This window comes from Candidatus Litorirhabdus singularis, from assembly GCF_026262625.1.
GTDB classification, from domain to species: Bacteria; Pseudomonadota; Gammaproteobacteria; order Pseudomonadales; family Halieaceae; genus Litorirhabdus; species Litorirhabdus singularis.
The window spans coordinates 237,047-261,176 of sequence record NZ_SHNN01000002.1 but is presented as its reverse complement, the minus strand read 5'-3'; the positions used below and the strand labels follow the sequence as shown (position 1 = coordinate 261,176).

General features: G+C 54.5%; 21 protein-coding genes and 1 pseudogene. 14 read left to right on the top strand and 8 right to left on the bottom strand.

Annotation, left to right across the window (positions count from 1 at the left end; genetic code table 11):
• Positions 1-2: 2 nt before the first annotated feature.
• The 4 genes from EYC98_RS09540 to EYC98_RS09525 form a co-directional block, all read right to left on the bottom strand.
• On the bottom strand, positions 3-785 hold the full coding sequence (locus EYC98_RS09540) for an enoyl-CoA hydratase/isomerase family protein (RefSeq protein ID WP_279245119.1): 783 nt from the start codon (positions 783-785) through the stop codon (positions 3-5).
• 92 nt (positions 786-877) lie between these two features.
• Complete coding sequence (locus EYC98_RS09535; protein ID WP_279245118.1) at positions 878-2,011, bottom strand: CaiB/BaiF CoA transferase family protein; 1,134 nt, start codon at positions 2,009-2,011, stop codon at positions 878-880.
• A 38-nt stretch (positions 2,012-2,049) separates the two neighbouring features.
• Positions 2,050-2,841, bottom strand: coding sequence for an SDR family NAD(P)-dependent oxidoreductase (locus EYC98_RS09530; protein WP_279245117.1), 792 nt, complete (start codon positions 2,839-2,841; stop codon positions 2,050-2,052).
• Positions 2,842-2,877: 36 nt separating this feature from the next.
• Complete coding sequence (locus tag EYC98_RS09525) at positions 2,878-4,053, bottom strand: acyl-CoA dehydrogenase family protein (protein ID WP_279245116.1); 1,176 nt, start codon at positions 4,051-4,053, stop codon at positions 2,878-2,880.
• Positions 4,054-4,307: 254 nt separating this feature from the next.
• Here EYC98_RS09525 and EYC98_RS09520 point away from each other — a divergent pair, with 254 nt between their 5' ends.
• The gene (locus EYC98_RS09520) at positions 4,308-5,303 is read left to right on the top strand and encodes an AraC family transcriptional regulator (RefSeq protein ID WP_279245115.1); all 996 of its coding nucleotides are present in this window, start codon (positions 4,308-4,310) and stop codon (positions 5,301-5,303) included.
• 61 nt (positions 5,304-5,364) lie between these two features.
• On the opposite strand, the gene EYC98_RS09515 is transcribed toward EYC98_RS09520, so the two are convergent.
• Positions 5,365-7,065: a class I adenylate-forming enzyme family protein gene (locus tag EYC98_RS09515; protein ID WP_279245114.1), complete on the bottom strand. Its 1,701-nt coding sequence runs from the start codon at positions 7,063-7,065 to the stop codon at positions 5,365-5,367.
• A 414-nt stretch (positions 7,066-7,479) separates the two neighbouring features.
• On the opposite strand from EYC98_RS09515, the gene EYC98_RS09510 reads away from it, so the two are divergent.
• The 10 genes from EYC98_RS09510 (at position 7,480) to EYC98_RS09465 (ending at position 15,909) form a co-directional block, all read left to right on the top strand.
• On the top strand, positions 7,480-9,036 hold the full coding sequence (locus EYC98_RS09510) for a long-chain-fatty-acid--CoA ligase (RefSeq protein ID WP_279245113.1): 1,557 nt from the start codon (positions 7,480-7,482) through the stop codon (positions 9,034-9,036).
• 8 nt (positions 9,037-9,044) lie between these two features.
• Positions 9,045-10,253 (top strand): acyl-CoA dehydrogenase family protein, encoded by a 1,209-nt coding sequence (locus tag EYC98_RS09505; RefSeq protein WP_279245112.1) that lies wholly within the window; start codon positions 9,045-9,047, stop codon positions 10,251-10,253.
• Positions 10,250-11,272, top strand: a complete 1,023-nt coding sequence (locus EYC98_RS09500) for a phosphotransferase (RefSeq protein ID WP_279245111.1) — start codon at positions 10,250-10,252, stop codon at positions 11,270-11,272. Before EYC98_RS09505 ends, EYC98_RS09500 begins: the two co-directional genes overlap by 4 nt.
• Positions 11,273-11,324: 52 nt before the next feature.
• Positions 11,325-12,089 carry a crotonase/enoyl-CoA hydratase family protein gene (locus tag EYC98_RS09495; RefSeq protein ID WP_279245110.1) on the top strand — a complete coding sequence of 255 codons (765 nt, stop codon included), beginning with the start codon at positions 11,325-11,327 and terminating at the stop codon, positions 12,087-12,089.
• A gap of 2 nt (positions 12,090-12,091) precedes the next feature.
• A complete protein-coding gene (locus tag EYC98_RS09490; RefSeq protein ID WP_279245109.1) occupies positions 12,092-13,324 on the top strand; it encodes an acetyl-CoA C-acetyltransferase in 1,233 nt (410 codons plus the stop codon).
• 103 nt (positions 13,325-13,427) lie between these two features.
• Complete coding sequence (locus EYC98_RS09485; RefSeq protein WP_279245108.1) at positions 13,428-13,850, top strand: hypothetical protein; 423 nt, start codon at positions 13,428-13,430, stop codon at positions 13,848-13,850.
• Positions 13,843-14,100, top strand: coding sequence for a nitrate/nitrite transporter NrtS (gene nrtS / locus EYC98_RS09480; protein WP_279245107.1), 258 nt, complete (start codon positions 13,843-13,845; stop codon positions 14,098-14,100). Before EYC98_RS09485 ends, nrtS begins: the two co-directional genes overlap by 8 nt.
• The gene (locus EYC98_RS09475) at positions 14,097-14,603 is read left to right on the top strand and encodes a gamma-glutamylcyclotransferase family protein (protein ID WP_279245106.1); all 507 of its coding nucleotides are present in this window, start codon (positions 14,097-14,099) and stop codon (positions 14,601-14,603) included. The genes nrtS and EYC98_RS09475 overlap by 4 nt, the downstream gene beginning before the upstream one ends.
• Positions 14,604-14,677: 74 nt before the next feature.
• Positions 14,678-15,292, top strand: a complete 615-nt coding sequence (locus tag EYC98_RS09470; RefSeq protein ID WP_279245105.1) for a 2-hydroxychromene-2-carboxylate isomerase — start codon at positions 14,678-14,680, stop codon at positions 15,290-15,292.
• Positions 15,293-15,480: 188 nt separating this feature from the next.
• Positions 15,481-15,909: a hypothetical protein gene (locus EYC98_RS09465; RefSeq protein WP_279245104.1), complete on the top strand. Its 429-nt coding sequence runs from the start codon at positions 15,481-15,483 to the stop codon at positions 15,907-15,909.
• 106 nt (positions 15,910-16,015) lie between these two features.
• Here EYC98_RS09465 and EYC98_RS09460 read toward each other — a convergent pair.
• Both EYC98_RS09460 and EYC98_RS09455 read right to left on the bottom strand, forming a co-directional pair.
• Positions 16,016-16,303: pseudogene (locus EYC98_RS09460) on the bottom strand (DUF3291 domain-containing protein); the annotation flags it as partial.
• Positions 16,304-16,319: 16 nt separating this feature from the next.
• Entirely contained in the window at positions 16,320-17,429 is a 1,110-nt protein-coding gene (locus EYC98_RS09455; protein ID WP_279245103.1) for an NADH:flavin oxidoreductase, read from the bottom strand.
• Between the two features lie 188 nt (positions 17,430-17,617).
• Between EYC98_RS09455 and EYC98_RS09450 the strand changes: the two genes are divergently transcribed.
• On the top strand, positions 17,618-19,318 hold the full coding sequence (locus tag EYC98_RS09450; protein WP_279245102.1) for a class I adenylate-forming enzyme family protein: 1,701 nt from the start codon (positions 17,618-17,620) through the stop codon (positions 19,316-19,318).
• Between the two features lie 105 nt (positions 19,319-19,423).
• Positions 19,424-21,655, top strand: coding sequence for a 6-phosphogluconolactonase (locus EYC98_RS09445; protein WP_279245101.1), 2,232 nt, complete (start codon positions 19,424-19,426; stop codon positions 21,653-21,655).
• A gap of 44 nt (positions 21,656-21,699) precedes the next feature.
• On the opposite strand, the gene EYC98_RS09440 is transcribed toward EYC98_RS09445, so the two are convergent.
• The gene (locus EYC98_RS09440; RefSeq protein WP_279245100.1) at positions 21,700-22,638 is read right to left on the bottom strand and encodes a LysR family transcriptional regulator; all 939 of its coding nucleotides are present in this window, start codon (positions 22,636-22,638) and stop codon (positions 21,700-21,702) included.
• 116 nt (positions 22,639-22,754) lie between these two features.
• Between EYC98_RS09440 and aptA the strand changes: the two genes are divergently transcribed.
• Positions 22,755-24,098, top strand: coding sequence for an omega-aminotransferase AptA (gene aptA / locus EYC98_RS09435; RefSeq protein WP_279245099.1), 1,344 nt, complete (start codon positions 22,755-22,757; stop codon positions 24,096-24,098).
• Positions 24,099-24,130: the final 32 nt, after the last annotated feature.

Below are 24,130 nucleotides of genomic sequence, written 5' to 3'. Positions count from 1 at the left end.
AACTAGCGTCCTTTGAATTCTGCGGGGCGTTTTTGTAAGAAAGCCAGAGCGCCCTCGCCGGCGTCTTCACTGGCGATACACTTGGCCTGCAAGCGAGCCTCGTTGGAAATAACATCGGCGACGTTGATTTCCATGGCTGCGTTCAAAGATTCTTTCGCATAGCGCAGCGACAACGGCGCCTTCGCCGCCAGTTCATGGGCCCAGGCGATAGTAGCGGACATCAGTTCCTGCCCCGGCACAACCCGATTACACAGACCTAACTGCAAGCAGTCTTCGGCCCGCAATTTCTCGCCACCAGCAATCAGCTCAAAGGCTTTTTTACGCCCTACGGTGCGCGCCAAGTGCCAGGTCGCACCACCATCGGGGATCAGGCCAATGGCTGCAAAGGCCTGAAAAATGTAGCCGTCTTCGGCCATCACAGTCAGGTCGCAATTCATGGCAAAGGCACTACCAACACCTGCCGCAGCACCACGGACTGCGCTAATCCAGGGCTTGGGGGCATTAGTAATGGCCATCAGTGCAGGCTTGTACTGCTGATTAAGCATATCTTCAGCGCCGAGCCCTGCCGGAACTTTCTCAGCCAAGTCAGCGCCGGCACAAAAACAACGACCCTCACCGGTCAAGATTACCACCCGGATAGCGTCGTCATTATTTACCTGATTGGCGACGGCCAGAAACTCACCGCGAATGCTGCCATCGATTGCATTGAGCATATCGGGACGGTTAAAACTAACGATAGCAACCGGCCCATCGTATTCGATCTTCATTGCCTTGAATTCGCTCATCTCTACGTCCCTTAAGTTTTATTGAGTGGTATCGACAAGTCGCCGCGGCCAACACAGTTCAGGAGTCGGCCCTGGCGGCGCCTCAGATTGCGTTATCCAATCGCTCCGCTGTCGCGTAGAGCCGCTATTTCCTGCTCTGCAAAGCCCATATCAGCCAATGCCTCATCGGTATCTTCACCCACTCCATGGGCACCGTGCTGCACGGCAGCCGGCGTTCGACTGAAGCGCGGAGCCGGTGCCGGCTGCGTGACCCCATCGACTTCAATATAAGTATTTCTGGCGACATTGGCAGGGTGCTGTGGCGCGTCCATAAAGTTGAGCACAGGAGCGAAACAGACATCCGTGCCTTCCATGATTTCACACCATTGCGCCTGAGTTTTCGTCTTCATGACTTCCGTCAAAGCAGCCTTCATTTCAGCCAGCTTCGAGCGATCATGTTGATTGCCAAAGACTTCTATATCCAGGCCCGCCTTTTCCATCAACAGCGCATAGAACTGGGGTTCGATAGAGCCCAGCGAGACGTATTCGCCATCTGAGCACTCATAGGTGTCATAAAAATGCATGGCACCATCGAGCATATTCGACTCACGCTGAGTTTCATCCCAGCCTCCGGCAGCCTGGAAACCGTGAAACATCCACATCAGCTGGGCAGCACCATCAACCATAGCGGCATCGATAACTTGTCCCTGGCCAGAATTGTGACTTTCGAGTAGAGCCGCCAAAATTCCGTTCACCAACAGCATTCCGCCGCCGCCCATATCACCCACCAGATTCAGCGGGGGCACCGGCTTCTGTCCGCTGCGACCGGTCGCATAGAGTGCTCCGGTTAGCGAAATGTAATTGATGTCGTGACCGGCTGCATTTGCCAGCGGGCCTTCCTGCCCCCAACCTGTCATACGTCCGAAGACCAGCTTGGGGTTGCGCTTCAGACATACATCTGGACCAATACCGAGCTTTTCACAGACGCCTGGACGGTAAGGGTCAATCAGGCAATCCGCGTTTTCTATCATGCGTAACAGGACTTCCACACCCTGTGGATCCTTCAGATTGACCACCAGCGATTTTTTGCCGCGGAAACTAACATCTTTGGAAATTCGGGGATCATAGGCGCCGGCGCGTTCAATTCGAATCACCTCAGCGCCCATATCAGCGAGAATCATTCCCGCCATTGGTGCGGGCCCAATACCGGCCAGTTCAATAATTGTATAGCCGTTTAGTGGGCCCATACCGTTCTCCTCGTGTTGGTCCTGACAGTTGCTGTGACTTACTTGGGTTGCATGCGGATACCGCCATCCATACGGATGCACTCGCCGTTCATGTAGTCGTTCTCAACCAGCATTTGCGCGACGTGAGCAATCTCGTCAGCAACACCCAGACGCTTTGGATACAGTACCTGGCTACCCAGAGGCTTGAGGAACTCAGCGATTTCAGGCGTCATTTCTTCAGCTCCACCCATCATCAGGGGCGTCGCAATAAGACCTGGCACGATAGTATTTACACGAATACCCAATACTGACAGGTCACGCGCAATCGGCAACGTCATACCCACAACGCCACCTTTGGAAGCAGAGTAAGCAGCTTGACCGATCTGGCCTTCGTAAGCGGCTACAGAGGCGGTGTTGATGATAACGCCACGACCGCCGTCGGCGGTAACCACGTCATTCGTCGACATGGCCTCAGCACACAGGCGCAGCACGTTGAAAGTACCGATCAGGTTGACGTTGAGTACCAGTTTGAAATCGTCCAGCGGGAAAGGACCATCACGACCCATGGTGCGCTTGGCGTTGCCAATACCGGCATAGTTACAGTTGATGTGGATTGCACCAAAGGCTTCCAGAGTCTTGGCGATACCCGCTTTAACAGAATCTTCATCGGTAACATTAACACTGCAAAAAATGACGCTGTCGCCCAGCTCTTCACACAGCGCATTGCCTTTCTCTTCGTTCATATCGAAGATCGCGCACTTGGCGCCATTGGCCACGAAACGCTTAACGGTGGCACGACCGAGGCCGGAAGCCCCACCAGTGACGACTGCAACTTTATCTTTTAAATCCATAATGTTTCTCCTCGGTTAAATGAAACGTTGTGTTGATCAAAAATTACGGGTGTTGAATGGGGCATAATCGTCACCCAGGCAATCCCGGCTGATAATTATTTTCATGACTTCTGAGGTGCCCGCGTAAATGGGTGAAATCCGCGCGTCGGTAAACTGCCGCGAAATCGGATATTCATCCATATAACCTGCGCCGCCATGCAGCTGCACGCCGATATCTGCCGCCTTGCACTGTAGCTCACTGGTGACCAGCTTGGCTTTAGCCGCATCAACTGCGGTCAACGCTCCACCATTAAAGGCCGCCACACATTGGTCTACGTAGGTTTGTGCCAAATCAAGCTCGGTACGCAGCTCTGCTAATTTGAACTGAGTATTCTGAAAGGCAGCTACAGGTTTTCCGAACGCTTTGCGTTCCTTGACGTACTCTGCCGCCAAATCATAGGAGAGCTGGGCTGCAGACAGGTAACCGGCAGCGCCGATCAGCCGCTCTTCGGCCAGCCCTTCCATCAGGTAGTAGAAGCCGTGACCCACTTCGCCCAATACGTTTTGCTTGGGGACTTTGAGATCGGTGAAAAACAGTTCAGCAGTATCCTGCGCCTTTAGCCCCATTTTCTTCAAGTTACGGCCGCGCTCGAAACCCTCCATACCACGCTCAACCAAAAACAGAGTCATGTGGTGTGGATTATTGTCGGGATCAGTCTTGGCCGCCACTATCACCAGGTCCGCATTGATACCATTGGAGATATAGGTCTTCTGACCATTAATCACCCAGTGATCATCCGCCTCGACGGCTGAGGTGCGCATACCTGCCAGATCGCTGCCGGCATCTGGCTCGGTCATGGCAATTGCCAACACACATTCACCGCTAACACACTTGGACAGAAACCGATCACACTGCTCTTCGTTGCCAAAACGGGTCAAATAGGGGCCTACCAGCCGGCTGTGAAGGGTGTTGTACCAGTCAGCAACACGCGCATAGGCTGTCTCTTCGGTGATTATCTGCTCGAATCGAAAATCGTTATCGCCAATACCTCCGTATTTTTCGTCCGGCCAAATCATCAAAAATCCGGCCTCCCCCGCTTTGCGAAAAGCGCTGCGGTCTACGATACCCGCTTCACGCCAGTCTTCCATATGCGGCACAATCTCCTGCGCCAGAAACTGACGATAGGCGTCACGAAACATGATCTGCTCTTCGGTGAAATCTCTTGGTAACATAGCTAAAACCTTACGCCTGCCCGCGTCTAAGAAGGGGCAACAGTATGGTGAGGCCACTATCCCCCAACAATGACACCCATCGACAAAAAAATTGACGTAAACTAACACCTTGAAGCAGCCACTGAGGCACAGGCTGCGTCAACGACGCGGATAGGCTAGTTAGAGGCGACTTAAACACTAACTGTAGCTGACAAATCTGCACAGTGCTCAATAGTCCCTAATCTGCGAAGAGATACAAACACAACGACATGGCCATGCGACAACTCTCAATTTCAGTGTATTTTGTCAAAGCGGTGCTCAAGCACGCCGTATCGCAAGGACTCGAGCCGGCGGCGCTGCTGCGGCTCAATCGGATTTCTCCACGACTCTTGGAAGAGAATGATGCCAGAATATCCATCGAGCGATTTGCTGACCTTCAGGTAGCAGCAATGCTCGCCATGGGCGACGAAAGCCTGGGCTACGGTGAGCAGCGACTACCCATCGGTTCATGGTCGATGATGTGTTACGCCGTCATTGGCTGCGATACTCTGGGGCAGGCACTGGCTCGCTACTGCCGATTTTTCGGTCTATTTATGCAACCTTACGGCCCGCAGCTAAGAATAGAAGGTGGCCGTGCAATGGTGCAGCTAGGCGAGTCCGATGCTCCTGCTGAGCACTACAGCGTCGAGCACGCCCTCTTCAATTGCCATCGCTTTGGCAGCTGGCTGGTACAGGAGCACCTGCCACTGATTGAAGTCCACTTTCAGCATAGTGCCCCGCCGCACATCGAGGAATATCGGCATATGTTTCTGGGCAGCCCCGTCATGTTTGACCAACCACACACACAGATAGTTTTTAATGAGGCATTGCTGGGGAAACCGGTGACTCAAAACGAACAGTCTCTGACGCGTTTTTTACGCCACCCGGTGCTGGCACTGTTATCTCAGCAATATGATCAGGCCAGCTGGACCTCTCGGGTTCGACAAATATTACGCGGCGACCTTACCGACCTCGCCGAACTGGACGCCGTGGCGCAGCAGCTGGAGCTGCACCCACAAACGCTGCGACGGAGGCTCAACAAGGAAGGCAGCTCATTTTCTGAGATCAAAAGTCTGTTGCGACGAGACGTAGCCCTGCACTACCTGGGTAAGCAGGGTCTGAGTATCGAAGAAATTGCCCATCGCGCGGGGTTTTCAGAATCCAGCGCTTTCATTCGTGCCTTTAAGGGCTGGACTGGGGTAACACCCTATACCTATCGCAAGGGTGTTTAGGCAGCGGCCTTACGAACCGGCGCGCCCAATGCCCTGCATGACAGGGCGATGCAAAGCGGCCTCAGCTGGCGTCTACGACCAATAGTTCCTTTTGCAGCTCCTTCTTGAGGAACTTGCCACTGGCATTGCGCGGTAGCTGCTCGTCCATCATCCAGATATAACGCGGAATTTTGTACGCCGAAAGATGGACTTTGCAAAATTCTCGCAGTTCCTCCGCCGTCAGAGACTTACCAGCTGTGAGATATATGGCGGCGCCTACCTCTTCACCCAAACGATCATCGGGTACTGAAAAGACAGCACATTCGGCGACATCGTCATGAGAGAACAAGACTGTTTCCACTTCGCTGCAGTACACGTTTTCGCCGCCACGCAACACCATGTCCTTGGCGCGGTCGACTAGATACAAAAAGCCGTCATCATCCAGGTAGCCAATATCACCGGTGGCGAGCCAGCCGTCCACAATGGCCTCTGCAGTCGCCTCGGGTCGATTCAGGTAGCCCTTGATAACCTGCGCACCTTTAACACACACCTCACCACGCTCACCCAGCGGCACTTCTTTGCCGTCTTCATCCACGCATTTGATATCAAAGGTCGGCATTACCAAACCGGCGCTCTTGGGCTTATCGACAAAATACGCGCCGCCTACAGCGCTGATGATGCCGCACACCTCAGTCATACCGTAGCCCTGCGAAGGCGCCGCATTGCCACCATTTTTGTCAATCTTGTCTACCAGGTCGGGCTGCACCGGCGCACCACCACCGCCCAATGATTTCAGACTAGAGGTGTCTCGATGCTGATAATCGGGGTGATTCATCATCTCGCGAGACATCACCGGCACGCCAGTAAAGGTCGTGATTTTTTCAGCTTCGATAATGCGCAATGCCTCACCTGCATCCCATTTATACATATGCAGAAGCTTGCCTCCGGCCAGTGTCAGCGCTTGCGCCAGACAGTTATTAGCCGTCACGTGAAATAGCGGTGTCGCAATAATCGCGGCCTGTTGCACCGGCGCTTCATCCGTTTCCACCGGTGGAGAGACCTTGGCAGCGGCCATACTCTGCGCCATATTGGCAAACACCACGGCGAACAGGTTGGTCACGCAACCGCGATGAGTCAACTGGGCACCTTTGGGACGTCCGGTAGTGCCCGACGTGTAAAACACGCAGGCATCGTCATCAGGGTCGATCTCTACAGTCTGTTTGACCGGATCCGCACTGATAAGCTCGGACCAGCTGACAACACCAGCGGGGAGCTCATCCTCGCAACGCACGGCGACCACTTTTATGTCAGGGTGGTTGGCCGCAATCTCACTGAAACGTTGCAGTCTTTCCTTGTCGCAAATCAACGCCTTCGGCGCAGAATCCGCCAGCCCATAGTCCATTTCCTCGGGCACCCACCAGGCATTCATTCCCACTGCAACAGCGCCCATCGAGATAACCGCCCAGTAGGCCAACATCCACTCCGGATAGTTGCGCATAGCAATCGCTACCCGGTCGTGTTGTTGTACACCATTGGCTGTGAGCCAAGCGGCTATCGACTGCACCTGCTGGTGCGCCTCCTCATAGGTCCAGCGCTCATCTTCATACACCAGGTAATCCGCCTGACCATGACCCGCGGTCATTTCCCAGACATCGCGAAGTGAGCCAGGTATGTTGGCAAAGGCTTTGACATCGTCAGCGCCGCGGATGCTGATCGTGGTTAACTCGAACATTTGCCCAGGCTGGGTCAGCTCGTCCCAGGTATCACGAAGTTCTTGGTACATAAAGCGATCCTTTAAAGCTCTTATTGATTAATAATCTATTGCCCCGCCCTGCCTAGTCACAGCAGCTGAGCGTGTCATTTCAGCCGGCTCTCATGCCCCTTATAACGGGCCTTATCGCGACGGAATATCGAGTCTACCAGCATATTCGCCAGACGCCAGTTTATCTGGGTCGAAAGCAACCCGGCGCAGTTTGAGACCGCCACAGACGCCGTCAAGTGACGTTTGTTGTCTGCTCCCTTGAAGCACCAGGGCCAGAATCCCCATCTTGTTTACCGCGGCGGCATACCCAAACTGACAGAGCTGCTATTCTGTCAGTTGTTGCACATTTTTTTGTTTCGCCATGTCATTGCCCGCTCCAGTCTCAGCCCACAGACTGACCGCCCTTTGGCAAGACTGCAAATCAGGTAGCCTGACATGCTTGTTCATCAGTTCGCTGAGTACTACGCCCGTAATTTCCCAAACAACCCCTGCCTGACTCAGGCTGGCGATACCACCAGTTACGGCGAATTGGACCAACTGGCCAACCGCATGGCCAATGGCCTGCTGAAACTCGGCATCAAACCCGGCGAACGCGTTGCCATCATGGGCGAAAACAGCCTGGAGCATCTACTTACCTTTTTGGCGGCGGGCAAAATCGGGGCCGTTACCGTGTCTCTTAACTACCGACTGGCGCCGGCCGAACTTAGCTATATCATAGATGATGCCGGCGCTCGTGCCCTACTGATACTCGATCAAACACTGCTTGAGTGCCTGGCTGCGATGCGTGCAGATCTGCCTGCCGGCATTGAGATTTTTACCCGGGACAGCGCCGATACTCATCATTGGGATGCCTGGCTGGCGCAACAGGATGCTGGCAAGCCTGCCGTTGAAGTCGGCGCAGACGATCCGTTTTTGCAGATGTATACCAGCGGCACAACCGGCCACCCCAAAGGCGTGGTGGTCAGCCATCAAAACGTAGCCACACAGATTCAAATGAACACAATTTTGATGCCCCACCGTCCGGGACCTGGCTCGGCGGATCTGGTATGTGCCCCCCTATTCCATATCGGTGGCGCGGGCTCAGTGCTGGGCGGTATCGCTGCCGGTATTGAAATCATTCTGCATAAGGTGTTCGACCCGGCCGCGGTGGTCAATGACATCGAATCCTACAACGTCAGCGCGATTTTCATGGTACCGGCAATGATTATGGCCGTATTGGGGCTGCCTGATATCGAGCAACGGGATTTTTCCAAACTGCGCCAGATCTACTATGGCGCCTCACCCATATCTGAGTCGGTATTAAAGCGCGCTATCGAAGTCTTTGGGGCTCGCTTTATCCAGATGTACGGTATGACAGAAACCTGTGGCACCGTAGTCAATCTTTCGCCAGCCGACCATGACCGCGCGTTGGCCGGAGAGCCTGAGCTGCTGAGGTCCTGCGGCCGCCCCTCCATTGGCGTACAACTCAAGATTATGGATACCAACGGTCGGCCAGTGGCGACGGGTGAAGTCGGAGAAATCTGGGCCCACGCCAGCTGCAATATGATCGGATACCATAATCTGGCAGAAGAAACCGCCAAAAATCTCACCGACGGCTGGGTACATACCGGCGACGCAGGGTATTTGGATGCTGAGGGTTTTCTGTACCTGAAAGATCGCATCAAGGATATGGTCGTCAGTGGCGGAGAAAACATATACCCGGTGGAAGTAGAAAACGCATTGGCGAGCCACGCCGCCATCGCCGACGTGGCCGTCATCGGCGTTCCCAACGAGAAGTTTGGGGAGGCGCTGCTGGCGTTTGCAGTATTGAAACCTGATTGCAGCCTCACAGCCGATGAAATGATAGACTTCTGCCGCGACAAGATTGCCGGGTACAAAATTCCGCGACAACTGGAGATTCTGCAGGAAATGCCGCGTAACCCATCTGGCAAAATACTGAAAAAAGAACTGCGCAAGCCCTACTGGGAAGGCGTTAACCGCAACATTGGCTGAGACTACTTATGAATTTTGAACACAGTCCCAAAGCGCAGGACTACATGGCGCGGCTCACCGCGTTTATGAATGAACATGTTTATCCGGTAGAGCATGACTACTACGACTACCTCGATAGTTGTGAGAATCGTTGGGCCACCGTGCCGATGATGGAAGAACTCAAAGCTAAAGCCCGTGAACAGGGCCTCTGGAATCTGGCATTCCCGGGCAGCCACGGCGCCGGTCTGACCAATCTTGAGTACGCTCCACTCGCCGAAATCATGGGCCGGGTTATGTGGGCGCCAGAAATCTTTAACTGTAATGCGCCTGATACCGGCAATATGGAAGTGTTCATGATGTACGGCACTGAGGCTCAGCAGGAGCAATGGTTAACACCTCTGCTTAATGGTGATATCCGCTCTGCCTACGCCATGACGGAACCGAACGTAGCCTCCTCCGACGCCACCAATATCGAGACCAGCATTGTGCGCGACGGCGACGAGTACGTGATCAATGGTCGCAAGTGGTTCATTACCGGGGCCATGAATGAGCGTACCCAGATATTTATCGTCATGGGTAAGTCAGACCCAGACAATCCCAACCGTCACCTCCAGCAAACACAAATTTTGGTACCTAAAGGAACGCCCGGACTTACCGTAGAACGCGCGTTGAAGACCTTTAACTATGACGATGCACCAATTGGTCATGCTGAGATAGTGTTTGATAATGTGCGGGTGCCAGCAGCCAATCTGCTGCTCGGCGAAGGCCGTGGCTTTGAAATAGCGCAGGGGCGTCTTGGACCAGGCCGGCTGCACCATTGTATGCGCCTGATCGGTTGTGCACAGCGTTCCATGGAACTGGCCTGCCATCGCGCTGAAACGCGCAGCACCTTTGGTAAAAAGCTGTCCGAGCATCAATCGGTCAGAGAGGATATCGCCAACTGCTTCTGCGAGATAGAACAGGTACGGTTGCTAACGTTAAAGACCGCTGATCAGCTGGATAAAGTGGGCAATAAGGAGGCTCGTGACCTGATTGCTGCCGCCAAAATATCCACGCCACTGACAGTCCAGCGCGTGATAGACCGTGCGATGCAAATTCACGGCGCCGGTGGCCTGTGTCAGGACTTCTTTATGGCAGAGGCCTTCAATTATGCGCGCTGGTGTCGGCAGGCTGATGGCTCCGATCAGGTCCACATGATGGCACTGGGTAAACAACTGATAAAACGGTATGCATCATGAGTACACAAATGCTGGATGTCGAGAAACTGCAGCCCTATCTGGAACAGCACGTTCCTGGCTTCAGTGGTGACCTTACCTACGAGAAGTTTCCCGGTGGCCAGTCCAATCCCACCTTTAAACTAAGCGCCGGTGGCAAGCATTATGTATTGCGTCGCAAGCCGCCCGGTGAGTTGCTTAAATCAGCGCATGCCGTGGACCGCGAGTTCAAGGTTATCAGCGCCCTCCACGGTACCGAAGTGCCGGTCGCCGAAGCCTATTGCCTGTGTGAAGACGAAAGCGTAGTCGGTTCCATGTTCTATGTAATGGAGTATATGGAAGGCCGCGTATTCTGGGATTCACAGCTCCCCGAGATCGAGTCCAATGCTGAGCGCGCTGCTATTTACGAGGAAATGAACCGGGTACTGGCGGCGCTACACAATGTTGACGTGGATGCTGTAGGGCTGTCTGACTACGGTAAGCCGGGCAATTACTTTGAACGTCAGGTCGGACGTTGGACCAAACAATATCGTGCCTCAGAGACGGGTCATTCGCCGGCCATGGAGAAACTCATCGAGTGGCTGCCGCTAAACATCCCGGAAGATGACGGTTCGATCTGCCTAGTGCATGGCGACTATCGCATCGATAATGTGATGTTTCACCCAACCGAGCCGCGCATCATTGCGGTGCTTGACTGGGAACTTTCAACGCTGGGCAACCCGCTGGCAGATCTGGCATACCAGTGTATGGCCTGGGCGCTGCCCGCCGGCGCGGGTATCAGTGGTCTGGGCGGCGTTGACCGTGCCGCACTCGGTATGCCGACTGACGAAGAGTATGTGGCTCGTTACTGCGCTCGCACCGGGCGCGACAAAATCGACAATTGGAATTTTTATCTGGTATTTTGCTTTTTCCGCCTGGCCGCTATCTTGCAAGGCATTAAGAAGCGTGCAGAAATAGGCACTGCTTCCAGCGCCGAGGCTGAAAGCCGCGGAGCTATGGTAGAACCGCTAGCCAAAGCAGGCATAGACCTGATTACAGATTAACCAACACCGCCGCCAGGCGGCACAAGCTATTAACCCTAGAGAGGACATGAGCATGGCAGACGAAGTATTAACGACGATTGAGGACGGAGTAATTATCATTACTCTGAACCGTCCCAAGGCCAAAAACGCGGCCAATAAGGCGCTAGCTGAAGGTATTGCAGCTGCAATTGATGAGCTGGAAAGCAATGATGATCTGCGCGTTGGCATTTTGACTGGCGCCGGCGGCACCTTCTGCTCAGGCATGGACCTGAAAGCCTTTGTGACAGGCGAAACCCCCAACATTCCCGGACGCGGCTTTGCCGGTCTGACCGAATATACTCCCAACAAGCCATTGATCGGAGCTGTAGAAGGCTACGCGCTGGCAGGCGGACTCGAACTGGCGATCTCTTGCGATATGCTGATAGCAGCAGACGACGCAAAATTTGGAATCCCCGAAGTCAAGCGCGGACTAGCCGCAGCTGCTGGCGGATTGGTCAAGCTGCCGCGCCAGATTGCACCTCGTATTGCCATGGAGCTGGCACTGACCGGAGACTTTATTAGCGCGCAACGTGCCGCTGAACTGGGACTGATCAATCACGTGGTACCTTCGGGCACCGCACTGGAAGCGGCCAAAGAACTGGCTGCGCGTATCGCCGCTAATGGCCCGCTGGCTGTTGCCAAGAGCAAGCAGGTTATCGCTGAGCAGGGCGACTGGTCCAGCGACGAGATGTTCAAAAAGCAAAACGATATTGTTATGCCGGTGTTCAGCAGCGCTGACGCCATTGAAGGCGCCACTGCCTTCGCCGAGAAACGAGCCCCTAACTGGACAGGTAAATAGTTATGTCAGAAGCATGGATTATAGATGCCTGCCGCACCCCTCGCGGCATTGGCAAAGTTGGCAAGGGCGCCCTGGCGCATTTGCACCCGCAACACCTGGGCGCCACCGTGCTCAAGGCCATCGCCGAGCGCAATGACCTGAACACAGCTGAAGTAGATGACATTATCTGGGGCACCAGCCAGCAAAAGGGCCAGCAAGGCGGTGATTTAGGTCGCATGGCCGCACTGGACGCCGGCTACGATGTGCGCTCCAGCGCTGTCACACTGGACCGCTTCTGTGGCTCCGGTATTACCTCGGTCAACATGGCGGCCAGCAGCATCATGGCGGGTATGGAAGATCTTTGTATCGGTGGCGGCACCGAAATGATGTCCATGTACGCCAGCCTGCAGGGTATGTCACCGTTCATTGACAGTGACAACCTGCACTTGCGTGAGATGCACCCACAGCCTCACCAGGGGCTATGTGCAGACGCCATTGCCACTCTGGAAGGGATTGATCGCGAAGCGGTTGATGCGCTCGCCGCGGTATCTCAGAAAAATGCTGCCAACGCTATCGCCAACGGTCACTTCGACAAGTCGCTGATCCCGGTTTTAAATCCGGATGGTAGCGTGGCTCTGGACAAGGAAGAGTTCCCGCGTCCGCAGACCACCAAAGAATCACTGGCAGAACTACAGCCATCCTTCGCAGCATTGGCTGACTATCCGCTTGATGAAGCCGGCACCACTTTCCGCGGTCTGGTCTTACAGAAGTACCCTGACCTGGAAATCAACCACGTCCATCACGCTGGTAATTCTTCAGGTGTTGTCGATGGTGCGGGCGCAGTCCTGATTGCTTCACGGCGTTATGCCGAAGCGAACGGTATGAAGCCACGTGCACGCATTGTAGCAATGGCCAACATGGGTGATTCGCCCACGTTGATGCTGAATGCTCCGGTCCCGGCTGCGCGTAAAGTGCTGGCTCGCGCTGGCATGTCAATTTCCGATATCGACCTGTTCGAAATCAACGAAGCATTCTCCGTGGTTGCTGAGAAGTTTATTCGCGATCTAGACCTCGACCGCAGTAAGGTCAACGTCAACGGCGGCGCCATGGCGCTGGGTCACCCGATTGGTGCCACCGGCTCCATTCTGATTGGCACTATGCTGGATGAACTGGAACGGGCAGACAAGCAGTTCGGTCTGGTCACTATGTGTGCAGCAGGCGGCATGGCACCCGCCATCATCATCGAGCGCATCTAATACACTGCGTTACTGCTTAACCCCGCTACGGCGGGGTTAACTCCCTTTCGTTTGACCCCCGCCCTCGTTACACTAGACCTCCCATTCGGCATGGTCCTCAGTTATGGTCAGCCTCACCTCTCGCGTCTTCAAACTGGCCACAGCACCAGCACGGTTTGCCGTGCAACAGACCCGCACTAATCTGAAAGCGCTCAATCAGCTAAGACAGGACTATCGCGCCTACGAACCTATATTCCAGCAGGCTGCGGCAGAAACCGCCGATAATATCGTCAAAGTATTGGTGGCGGCAGAGCAGTCGTTACCCCCCGACATAGCCAATCTGACCCCTGGTGAAAGGGAGCAACAGATACGCGACTCCCTGGCGCGAGGTGAGCGACACCTACTGGCTGCGTTTGGCGAGTTGTATCGCAGTTATCGGCTTATCAGCACGACCGACCCCAGTGTGATTATCGAGAACCCTTCCCAGCGCGAACTGCAGGTCAGCACCACTGTGCACACTAACCGACACTCTAATCTCGATGAGTGATTCGAGCTTGCTCAGCATCGCTTTGCGCCGCCCGGTGGTCATCACGGCCCTGAAGTTGTCACTTCTGGTTGGCAGCGTTCTCGCCGCCATCAATCATGGACCGGCACTGCTTGAAGGGGGCATGAGCAGTGGCCGCTGGCTACAAGTAGGCCTCACTTATCTGGTTCCCTATGGGGTCTCGACTTATTCCTCTGCCAGAGCGTTACAGGGAACCGAACAACCGAGCCCAGTACCCGGATCACGCCCATGAGCGCGCTGAAGTACTTCGCCTACGGCTCGAACATGTCCAGCGCCAGGCTGCTGGCCCGCACACCTAGTGCGCATAGCCTCGGTATACATGTACTACCCCGGCATCAGCTGCTATTTCATAAAGCGGGCAAAGACGGTTCGGGCAAATGCAACGCGTTTTACAGCGGCAATGAGCAGCACTCGGTGATCGGCATACTCTACGAACTCGACGGTGCAGAGAAACCCATTCTGGATCGCATCGAAGGCGTTGGATGGGGCTACGAAATTAGCCAGGTGCAGGTAAGCTGCCCCGAGGGTGTCTTGCACTCCTGCTTCACCTACAGCGCCATTCGCATTGCCGAAAATCTCCCGCCTTATACCTGGTATCTGAATCATGTGCTTACCGGCGCTCGAGCCGCTCGACTCCCGCACGATTATGTCGCAGATATTGCGGCTACGCCGGCCACCCAGGATCCCGACAAAAAGCGCCACAATCTGGAAATGAGTTTGTACCAATCGCCTTAGCCGGCACTGATTCTTTGCTGCGAAGGACAGCCTGTATTAAGCTCTGCACCAACCAAACAATCTCGAGACCTGGCATGCCAAAACTGGAATTCTTTTACGACTGCTCCTCACCCTGGACTTATCTCGCCTTTGCCGGCATCAGACCAATGGCGGCTGAGTTGGGCATAGACATAGAGTGGCGACCGATTCTGGTAGGCGGTGTTTTCAATGCGGTTAATCCCGATCTTTATGCAGCCCGCGAGAAGATCTTTCAGAACAAGCCCCGTATTGAACAAATGATGATAGATCTGGGCGAGTGGGCCGAGTACCGCGACATTCGAATTAACTGGCCGAGCTTCCACCTGCAGGTTAACTCGGTCAAAATGATGCGCGGTTGTCTAGTCGCACTGGAAAACGACATCGGCGAGGCGTTTTCAGAACGTTTGTTCAGAGGTTACTGGAGCGATCATCAGGATGTTTCCGGCGCAGATATTCTAGCCGACATCGCAGCAGAGCTGGGCATGTCACGTGATAAGTTTTTGATGGAACTGGACTCCGAGGCTATCAAGCTGAAGTTACGCGAGAACACCGAAGAGGTTATTTCCAGAGGTGGCTATGGCTCGCCTACGATGTTTATAGACACCGATCATATGTACTTCGGCAACGACCGTTTGCCGCTCATCGAGCATAGACTTCGCCAGCTACTCTAGTCTGCGCAACTCCCGAGATGTTGGCGGTGCGCGCAGCAAAGACCGGGTTGTAAATAGTTCTCACTTTTTTTAGGCAGTAGATTCTAAAAAATCTCCGTATCTTCGCATTTGTAGACAGGGCAATGATGTTTCCAAACAAGTCATTGTTCTGCCGTAACCAAACAAACTGAAGTATCAGGAGATAGAAAATGGCCACAGCACCCAAAGCAAAGAAAGCACCGGCGAAGAAAGTCTCTGCCAAAAAAGCCCCTGCACCAAAGACCGCTGCCAAGAAGACCACGGCTAAAAAGGCTGCTACCAAGCAGACCAGCCCCGCCTTCATCAAGGTCGCAGAACGCGCTGTTAACGTTTACCTCGGCGTTATTGGTAAGAGCGTTGATAGTATTCAAGCCAATCTGGAAACAGCGCGCAAGCAAAACGAAAAGCGTGTCAGTGATCTGGAAAAGCGTGGCGCCAAGCTTCGCAAGCAGTTGGAAAAGCGTGTTGACAGTATCGACGTACCGGCTTTCGATGAAGTTGTCGGCGATGCACGTCAGCAGCTAAGCAAAGTTCAGAACCAGGTTGAAGATGCTGTTGTTAGCGTCAAAGATCGTTTTACACCGGCTAAAGCAGCTTAATCAGCTGCACAGTTAAGACCCGGGCGCGGTAACGCGCCTGTGTCAGGCTCTCCTTGTGAGGGCCTTTTTTTTTGCCTACTATAAAGTCCTTGCTAGCAAGTAGCTGTTAAGCGGCTAAAGTCTCAGCTATTAGTTTGAAAGTGAAAACCTCAGCACTGGGACCGTTGCCCCACAGCAGTTTCAACTTTTGCAAGCCCTCCTCCGCGCTCGGTATGTGTCCCGCCGGTATCCACCACAACACTTGATAAAGTTGCAGCGATTTTTCGAACCCAGCGCGGCGCTTTACCATGACATCGCGATGCGCAGATCTGTAGACGTAGTCGAACAGTCTGTCAGCAGACTCCCAAACCGACATATTCGCGAGCAACAAAGCTTTCCCGCCAACATCAATATCGGTGGCATTGCCGCGCCTAAGTTAGCGCGAACAATTGCTCCTTCTCGAACGCCTGCATAGTATCCAGATGACCCTCACGCACGCGCGCGGCCCAGTCCGGGTTGGCAATCATGGCGCGCCCAACTGCGACAAGGTCGAACTCATCCCGCTCCATTCTCTCAATCAGGCTATCCAAACTGGCCGGCTCTGCTTCGCGAAAGGTGGCTTCACCAGGTAGCGGGATAAAGTCGTGATTGAGTCCGACGCTGCCGACGGTAATGGTGGGCTTACCGGTTATCTTTTTAGTCCAGCCCGCCAAGTTGAGATCACTGCCCTCAAATTCAGGTTCCCAGAAGCGCCGCGTTGAACAGTGGAAAATATCCACACCCGCTTCACTGAGTGGCATCAGGAATTGCTCTAGCTCAGTCTCGTTCTGCACCAGTCGCGCATCAAAGTCCTGCTGTTTCCACTGTGAAAAGCGAAAAATAATGGGAAAATCGGGGCCTACGGCAGCTCGGGTCGCCTCGATAATTTCAATCGCGAAGCGACTGCGCTTCTGCATCGAGCCACCGTATTCATCATCACGGATATTAGTTCCCTCCCAAAAAAACTGATCGACCAAGTAACCATGGGCGCCGTGTATTTCCACGGCATCAAAACCCAACTCCTTGGCAGCGGCCGCGCCACGCGCAAACGCGTCAACACAGTCGTGAATATCCTGCTGTGTCATAACCCGGCGATTGACCTTGCCAGGCATATTCATACCACTGGGGCAGTAGCCATCCACATCGCCCTCCGGTGGCGTACCGGCCTTACGCATCCCCCCGACATGCCACAGCTGCGGTGCAATCTTGCCCCCTTCCGCATGCACGGCTTCAACGACCCGGCGCCAACCCGCCAGGGAGTCCGCTCCGTGAAAGTACGGCACATCGGGATAACCGCTAGCGGCGATATGATCAACACAGGTGCCTTCGGTGATAATCAAACCGGTGCCACCCGCCGCTCGACGACGATAGTATTCAACGACATCGTCACTGGGCACATTATTAGGAGACATATTACGGGTCATAGGCGCCATAACGATGCGGTTGGGGAGTTCGAGCGGACCGAGGCCAAAGGGTCGGTACAGACTGCTGTAATCTGTCATGAAGAGTTCCTGTAGACGTTTACGAAGACGGCTGACTCTAACACTCCTCAGCGGCAAAATCAGCAGCGCCAGTATGGCTGCTGATACTGCAAGCCTTGCCACAACAGGGTCGCTGTTCTTACAATATTTGCTCCAAAATACACCTATGGTCTGCAGTTACGTGCAGAGCATTCACCCAGGGAAACCAGATGTCTGACTACAAACGCGCTTTTGACGAAGCCCTCGCCCAACTCACCGCAGCCGGGTCACCTTTCGCCACGCAGTCGATCACTCGGCACGGCGTCGATTACGTGGAGTTTGCAGAAGCGCCAGCTACTATGCTGGAAGTGTTCACGGCCGCCGCCGTCCATGGTGACAAAGAATTCGTCATCTACGAGGGGGAGCGCTGGACCTTCACCCAAATGCTGCAACTGGCCGCCAGTATTGGCCATCAGCTGCAACAGGAATTGGGCGTGAACAAAGGCGACCGAGTCGTCATTGCCATGCGCAATTACCCCGAGTGGATGGCCGCTTTTATTGCCATTATCTCGATAGGCGCAGTCGCCGTGCCCTTGAACAGTTGGGGTAAGGCGCGAGAATTGCAATTCGCCATCGAAGACGCCGGCGCCAGGGTCGCGTTTTGTGATCAACAACGTTTTGATCTGATTGCGACTGCATTGGAGGACGCCGGCATTCCCGCGGTGATTGTGCGGCCAGAGCAACCCAATAGCGGCGTCAGCGTTTACGACCTGGAGCACTTCGTGCAAGGCCATGAAACCGCGACAATGCCCGCCGTCGCCATCAGTGGTGAAGATCTCGCACTCATGTTGTATACCTCCGGTACCACCGGCGCACCCAAGGGTGCAATCTCTACCCACTATGCGCTGGGTCAGGCGATTCAGAATTTTGAAGTCATGGGTATGGCTTCAGCCATGATCAACCCGGAGGCCATCGGTGCCATGATGGAAAGCGGGCTGGAACCTACCCAGATGTTGGCGGTACCCCTGTTCCATGTGAGCGGCTGTCACGCTGTCTTTATGACCGCGCTGAAAGCTGGGCGCAAGATAGTCATGCTCTACAAATGGGATCCAGAGATAGCTCTGGAAATGATTGAGAGTGAAAAAATCACCATCGCCAATGCAGCACCCGCCCAACTGCTGCAACTGTTCGAATCTCCTAACTTTGACAGCCGCGATACCAGCTCCCTTTCCAGCGTGGGCGCCGGCGGTTCTGCCACACCACCGCGCGCTGCCCGCTTGATTGAGCAGAAAGTTACCAACGGCTATCCCGGTACCGGCTGGGGTCTGACCGAAACCAATGCCATCGGCACTGCCTTCACTGGCAAACCTTTCCAGAGCAAGCCCAATAGCGCTGGGTTTCCCTATGCGACGGTACAAATCAGTATCCGCGATGCTAACGGCGAAGAGTTACCTACGGGGACTGCTGGTGAACTATGGATAAAGACACCGACCCTGATCCGCGAGTACTGGAATCGTCCGGAGGCAACCGCGAAAGATTTCGTTGCAGGATGGTTTAACTCGGGAGATATTGGGTATTTCGACGAAGATGGCTATCTTTTCCTGTCAGATCGCGCCAAAGATATGGTGATACGTGGCGGTGAAAACATCTATCCCGCTGAGATTGAATCCGTACTGTTTGACCACCCCGATATTGTCGAGGCGGCCGTATTTGGCGTACCCGACGAGAAAATGGGCGAGGCGCTGGCGGCCGCAGTGGTGCCACGCGAGGGGACTGAACTGAGCCCGGCTGACGTAACCGCCTACGCCGCAGAGCACCTGGCAAACTTCAAGGTACCCCACCAAGTCTGGATACACAGCGCACCGTTGCCACGCAATCCGTCTGGCAAAGTACTAAAAAAGGATCTCAGGGCCGGCTTTCAGCCCCTGTGAAGCCGTGCCCCAATATGAGGAAAATTAGAAGGTAATGCCTAATTATTTCCGCTCTAATGGAAGGATAACCCACAAGCCAGTCCGTCTCGGGCTGGGGCACCCAGAATGAAGTTATTCAATGCGCTCAGAGGCGCTGCTGCAGACAACGAACCGCTGCTATCGCAAGAGGCGGCGGGATTTCAGCTCGGCATAGCCGGGAATCTGGAGGAGATGGGCCGGCTGGCAGCCAACACGACGTTGGAGAAATATCAGGAGTGGTGTAAAAACGGCAGTTTTAGCGCCGACACCGGTTTTAAATACCAGTATTTTACGATCGCGGTCGGTGGCGGTAATACCGTGAAGGCATTATACCGCGCTTGGCTTGAGCACCTTGCTGATCACATCAACTGGATTGAGCATGTGCGCTTTTTCTTCGTGCAGGAATCGACCGGTGAGTCCAACTGGGAAAATGCTTCCGATTCGCTGAGCAATACTTTTCTGCGCCCTCTTGCCACCAAACTCGTAGAGCGTTATGGCATCAAGCGAGTCAACGAAATGCTGGCCCTGCCCTACCCCATTATGGCGGAGGATGCAGCGGAGCAGATTACTGCCGCCATGGTCTATCGCTTTGATCTGGATGCTACTGCCAGTTATTTACGCGCCGGTAAAGCCCCGCAGGCCGGTCGCAGCGCCCAACAAGAACGCCGTCGCTATGAAGCCCTGCTGCGTGAGCATCTTGGCGAGAGTATGGCCTGCCACCTGCTGGTGACCGGAATCGGCCGCAATGGCGGGCTAGGCGCCTTTACGCCCTATAGTCCAGCACTGGCAGACAAACAGCCAGGCGTCGCTGTACTTAAAGAAAACGGCGCCATCCGCGTTACGCTCAACCGCGGCGCCATTGTTAATGCCGGTTGCATCGTTGCCATGCTGGCGGGAAGTCGCAAGCTAATGGCGCTAGGGCGCTTTGAAATGCAGGAGTCCGCTGACTTCGAGCAAACCGTCATGGAAACCCCGGTGAGGATGCTGCGCGAATCACCTGCCATCTGTGAAAAGGTCTACGTCTTCGCCGACGACAACGCCCTGCACTTCGATGAAGGGGAGTTACAGTATCGTGAAGATGGGCAAGATATTTCCACCAAGGCGGAAGTCCGTTACGGCACTGAGGAAGATGGTGTCCATGTTTACCTGTTGCACGGCTTTATGGGCCTCTACAGCTACATAAACTTCCTGATCAGGCTACCCGGCGCATGGACGGTATCGGCATTGCACAGAGGCAGCCATGCCAAGAAATTGCCCGCCGCTGACATCTTTCCTCACTATGCCAAAGCACTGCGCAAAGGCATTTTGCAGAACTGGAACAAGCGACACCCTACTGCAGTCGGCCATCACTCCATTGCCGGCGTGATTTGCGATCATTTACTGGTGTCTCTGGTCGGTTCAGAAGAGGGCCCCCTGCCTGAATTCGAACAGTTGAAGCGCGAAGATCAAAAGCTAATTCAGGCACTGCGCAGCGGCGGTATCGTTGCGATGGCAACCTGGGCACCCAGCGATATTGTGCATATCAATAAAACCTCGCGCAGCCTGATTGGCCATTGGCGCCGCGGTGAAGACCTGGACTACGGCGGCCCGCAACAGGTTTATCAGAAAGATGAACACGGCCAGCTGCATTTAGTCGACCCCAATCTGGTATTGGATAACCAACCCAAGCGTCTGCTGAAGTTCACATTGCTACCGACGGTCAAGCAAACCGTCAACGCACTCAACCGCGGCATCCGCTACCTGATGGACCGCCACGACCTTCAGCAGAGTTTGTCGCGACGCGAGATCCCCTATGGACTGCGAGTCATTGGCGGCCGCCTGTTACGAAAAGTTTCGTTCTACGGACTGCTGAAAGAAGTCAGCGCAGCCTTGCACGAACCGCTGCAGTATCAGCAACTGCATCTTCGAGCACTGGATATTATTGTTAAGTATGATATTCCCTATCTCGCCATTATTCACCGCGATGACTTTATGGTCTCTGCGCAAAGACATCGTGAAGAACACGACTATCTTATGCAGCAGCGCATGGCTAAAGAAGGCGTCAAGCGGGCTGCTGATCTACGCACACCGCTGGGCTTTCTGGAACTTACCAGAGCCGAGCAGAAACTGCCCGTAGATCCACTGAATCCACATTTAATGTTGATGTCCACATCGCAAGAAGGCGACGCCTTATCACGTCAGGTCACTGCCGCTATAACCGAGTTTGTGAACACCAATGTCGCCGCTGCCAGCGCCGCCGGTACAGTGGATCGAGTAGCCAGCGTGCAGACCTGGCTGTCAAACCGAAAATCATCGCGACGCAGCAGAAAAACTGCCTGAAGCTGAATCCAAGCCTCGGCTCAGGCTCTCCGCAACGTCAATCTTCAGGGATGTAGCTGATCGCTTTCAGAGCGTCGCAATTCTTCCAGATACGTCTGCAGCACCAGGTTGGGCCGCGCGCCTTTGCGGGTAATTGCTGCAAAAGGTGTTTGAAATAAAAAGTGCTCCGGAATCAACTCGCGCATGCGCTCTTCCGCCACCCAGCGCTGGGCATAATGCCGCGGTAGAAACCCAATATACCGGCCAGACAGAATCAAAAATGCGATGCCTTCTCTATCGGTAGCGGTAGCTGCTGCCTGCATCTGCTGGCTGAACGTACGCGCTGCCTCGGGCATTACGACGCCGGTAGCCAGCACCGCAGGAGCGGCCAGCACCTCCTGCTCAGTAGCATCCCGACGGCAATACAAAGGGTGCTCGTGGCCACAGTACAAGCGCGATTCTTCCGTATATAAATCGAGGTACTCCAAACCTGCCAGTAATCGCAGCGAAGGGATCACTCCAATATGCATGCGTCCGTCCAGCACGCTTTTTTCAATTTCCGGTGGCGGCAGCATGCGAATATTGATTCTCACATCTGGCCCGCGCTCCCGCAGTGCCGCCAGTGAATGAGTCACCCTCATATGCTCAGACATTGTGACTAGATTGTCGGTAATGCCAATATTCAGCTCACCCCTCAGGTTGGCATGAAGGCTATTCACTTCAGTCCGAAAGTCCTCTAATGCTGCCAGTACCTGCAGCACAGCCTCATAGACCTGAGCACCTTCATCGCTGAGTGCGAACCCGGCCCTACCGCGCTGGCACAGTTTCAGGCTCAGGCGCCTTTCAAGGTCGGCGATACCCATACTGATCGCTGCAACACTCATGTTGAGCTCGACTTCAGCTGCAGATATACCGCCACAATCCACCACCGCGCGAAAAATCCGGAGCAAACGAACATCGCTATCACCCAACTGGGCGCTGAGCACTAACTTGCGCGCCACCATGAAACCACTCCTTACTTAAACAATTAATTGAATATACTTAAGTTATTTGTATTTTTCATTGATATAGCATGCCTCTAAACTAAGTAAGATTACAGCGGTAAGGCGAGATCAGTAGCATGACCCAGGCAGAATTTGACCCCAGAGCCGGGCTCACCCAACAACAGCTAGATGCACACTGGATGCCGTCAACCGGCAATCGCCAGTTCAAGCGTGACCCGAGGCTGATTGTCAAAGCTCAAGGTAACTATTACTTTACAGCAGACGGACGGCGTATCTTCGACGGCCTTTCCGGCCTGTGGACTTGTGGCGCTGGCCATGCCCGACCGGAAATCGCCGATGCAGTAAGCCAACAGCTGCGAACCCTGGACTACTCTCCGGCCTTTCAGTTTGGTCATCCAAAATCGTTTCAGTTAGCCGAACGCATCACCCGGTTGATGCCCGATGAACTGAATCGCATATTTTTTACCGGATCAGGCTCCGAGTCCGCAGACACCGCACTGAAGATTGCCCGGGCCTATTGGCGCAAGCGCGGTATGGGGCACAAGACCCGCCTGATAGGCCGCGTCAAGGGTTACCACGGGGTTAACTTCGGCGGTATCTCTGTGGGAGGACTCGCGCCCAACAGAGCACTTTTTGGCAGCGCCGTAGAAGCTGATCACCTCCCCCATACTCTGCTGCCGGAGAATCGGTTTGTTAAGGGCATGCCCGAGCATGGCTCACATTTGGCGGAGCAGCTGCTGGAGATTATTGCCCTGCAGGATGCCAGCACTATTGCCGCCGTAATCGTCGAGCCCATGGCCGGATCGGCAGGGGTTTTACCGCCGCCGCAGGGTTATCTGGCCAGACTCCGAGCAATATGTGACGAACATGACATCCTGCTCATTTTTGACGAGGTCATCACAGCCTTTGGCCGGCTCGGGGCCAACACGGGCGCAGAGGCATTCGGGGTGACGCCAGACATTCTCACGATGGCCAAGCAACTTACCAACGGAGCGATTCCGATGGGTGCAGTAGCCGTAAGACAGTCTATCTACGACACCTTCATGGAAAACGGAGGCCCTGATTACGCGCTGGAACTTCCACATGGCTACACCTATTCTGCACACCCGGTGTCCTGCGCTGCCAGCCTCGCTACGCTGGATATACTGGAACAGGAGCAATTAATAGAGCGTTCTGCCAGCATCGCACCCATTTTGGAAAGCGCAGTGCATAGTCTCGCCGACAAGCCCTGGGTCAGTGATATACGCAACTGCGGGCTGGCCGCTGGACTGACCATCGAGTCAATGCCAGGGGAACCGCTGCGCCGCCCCTTCGAGATTGCCATGCGCCTGTGGGACAAGGGATTCTATGTGCGCTATGGTGGTGACACGTTGCAACTAGGTCTCCCGTTCACCTGCCAGCAGGCTGAAATTGACAGCTTGATCGCTGCTATGGAAGATAGCCTGCAGCAGCAAAACTGACTACGCACAACTGTCCCAGGCAGCCGCGGGTC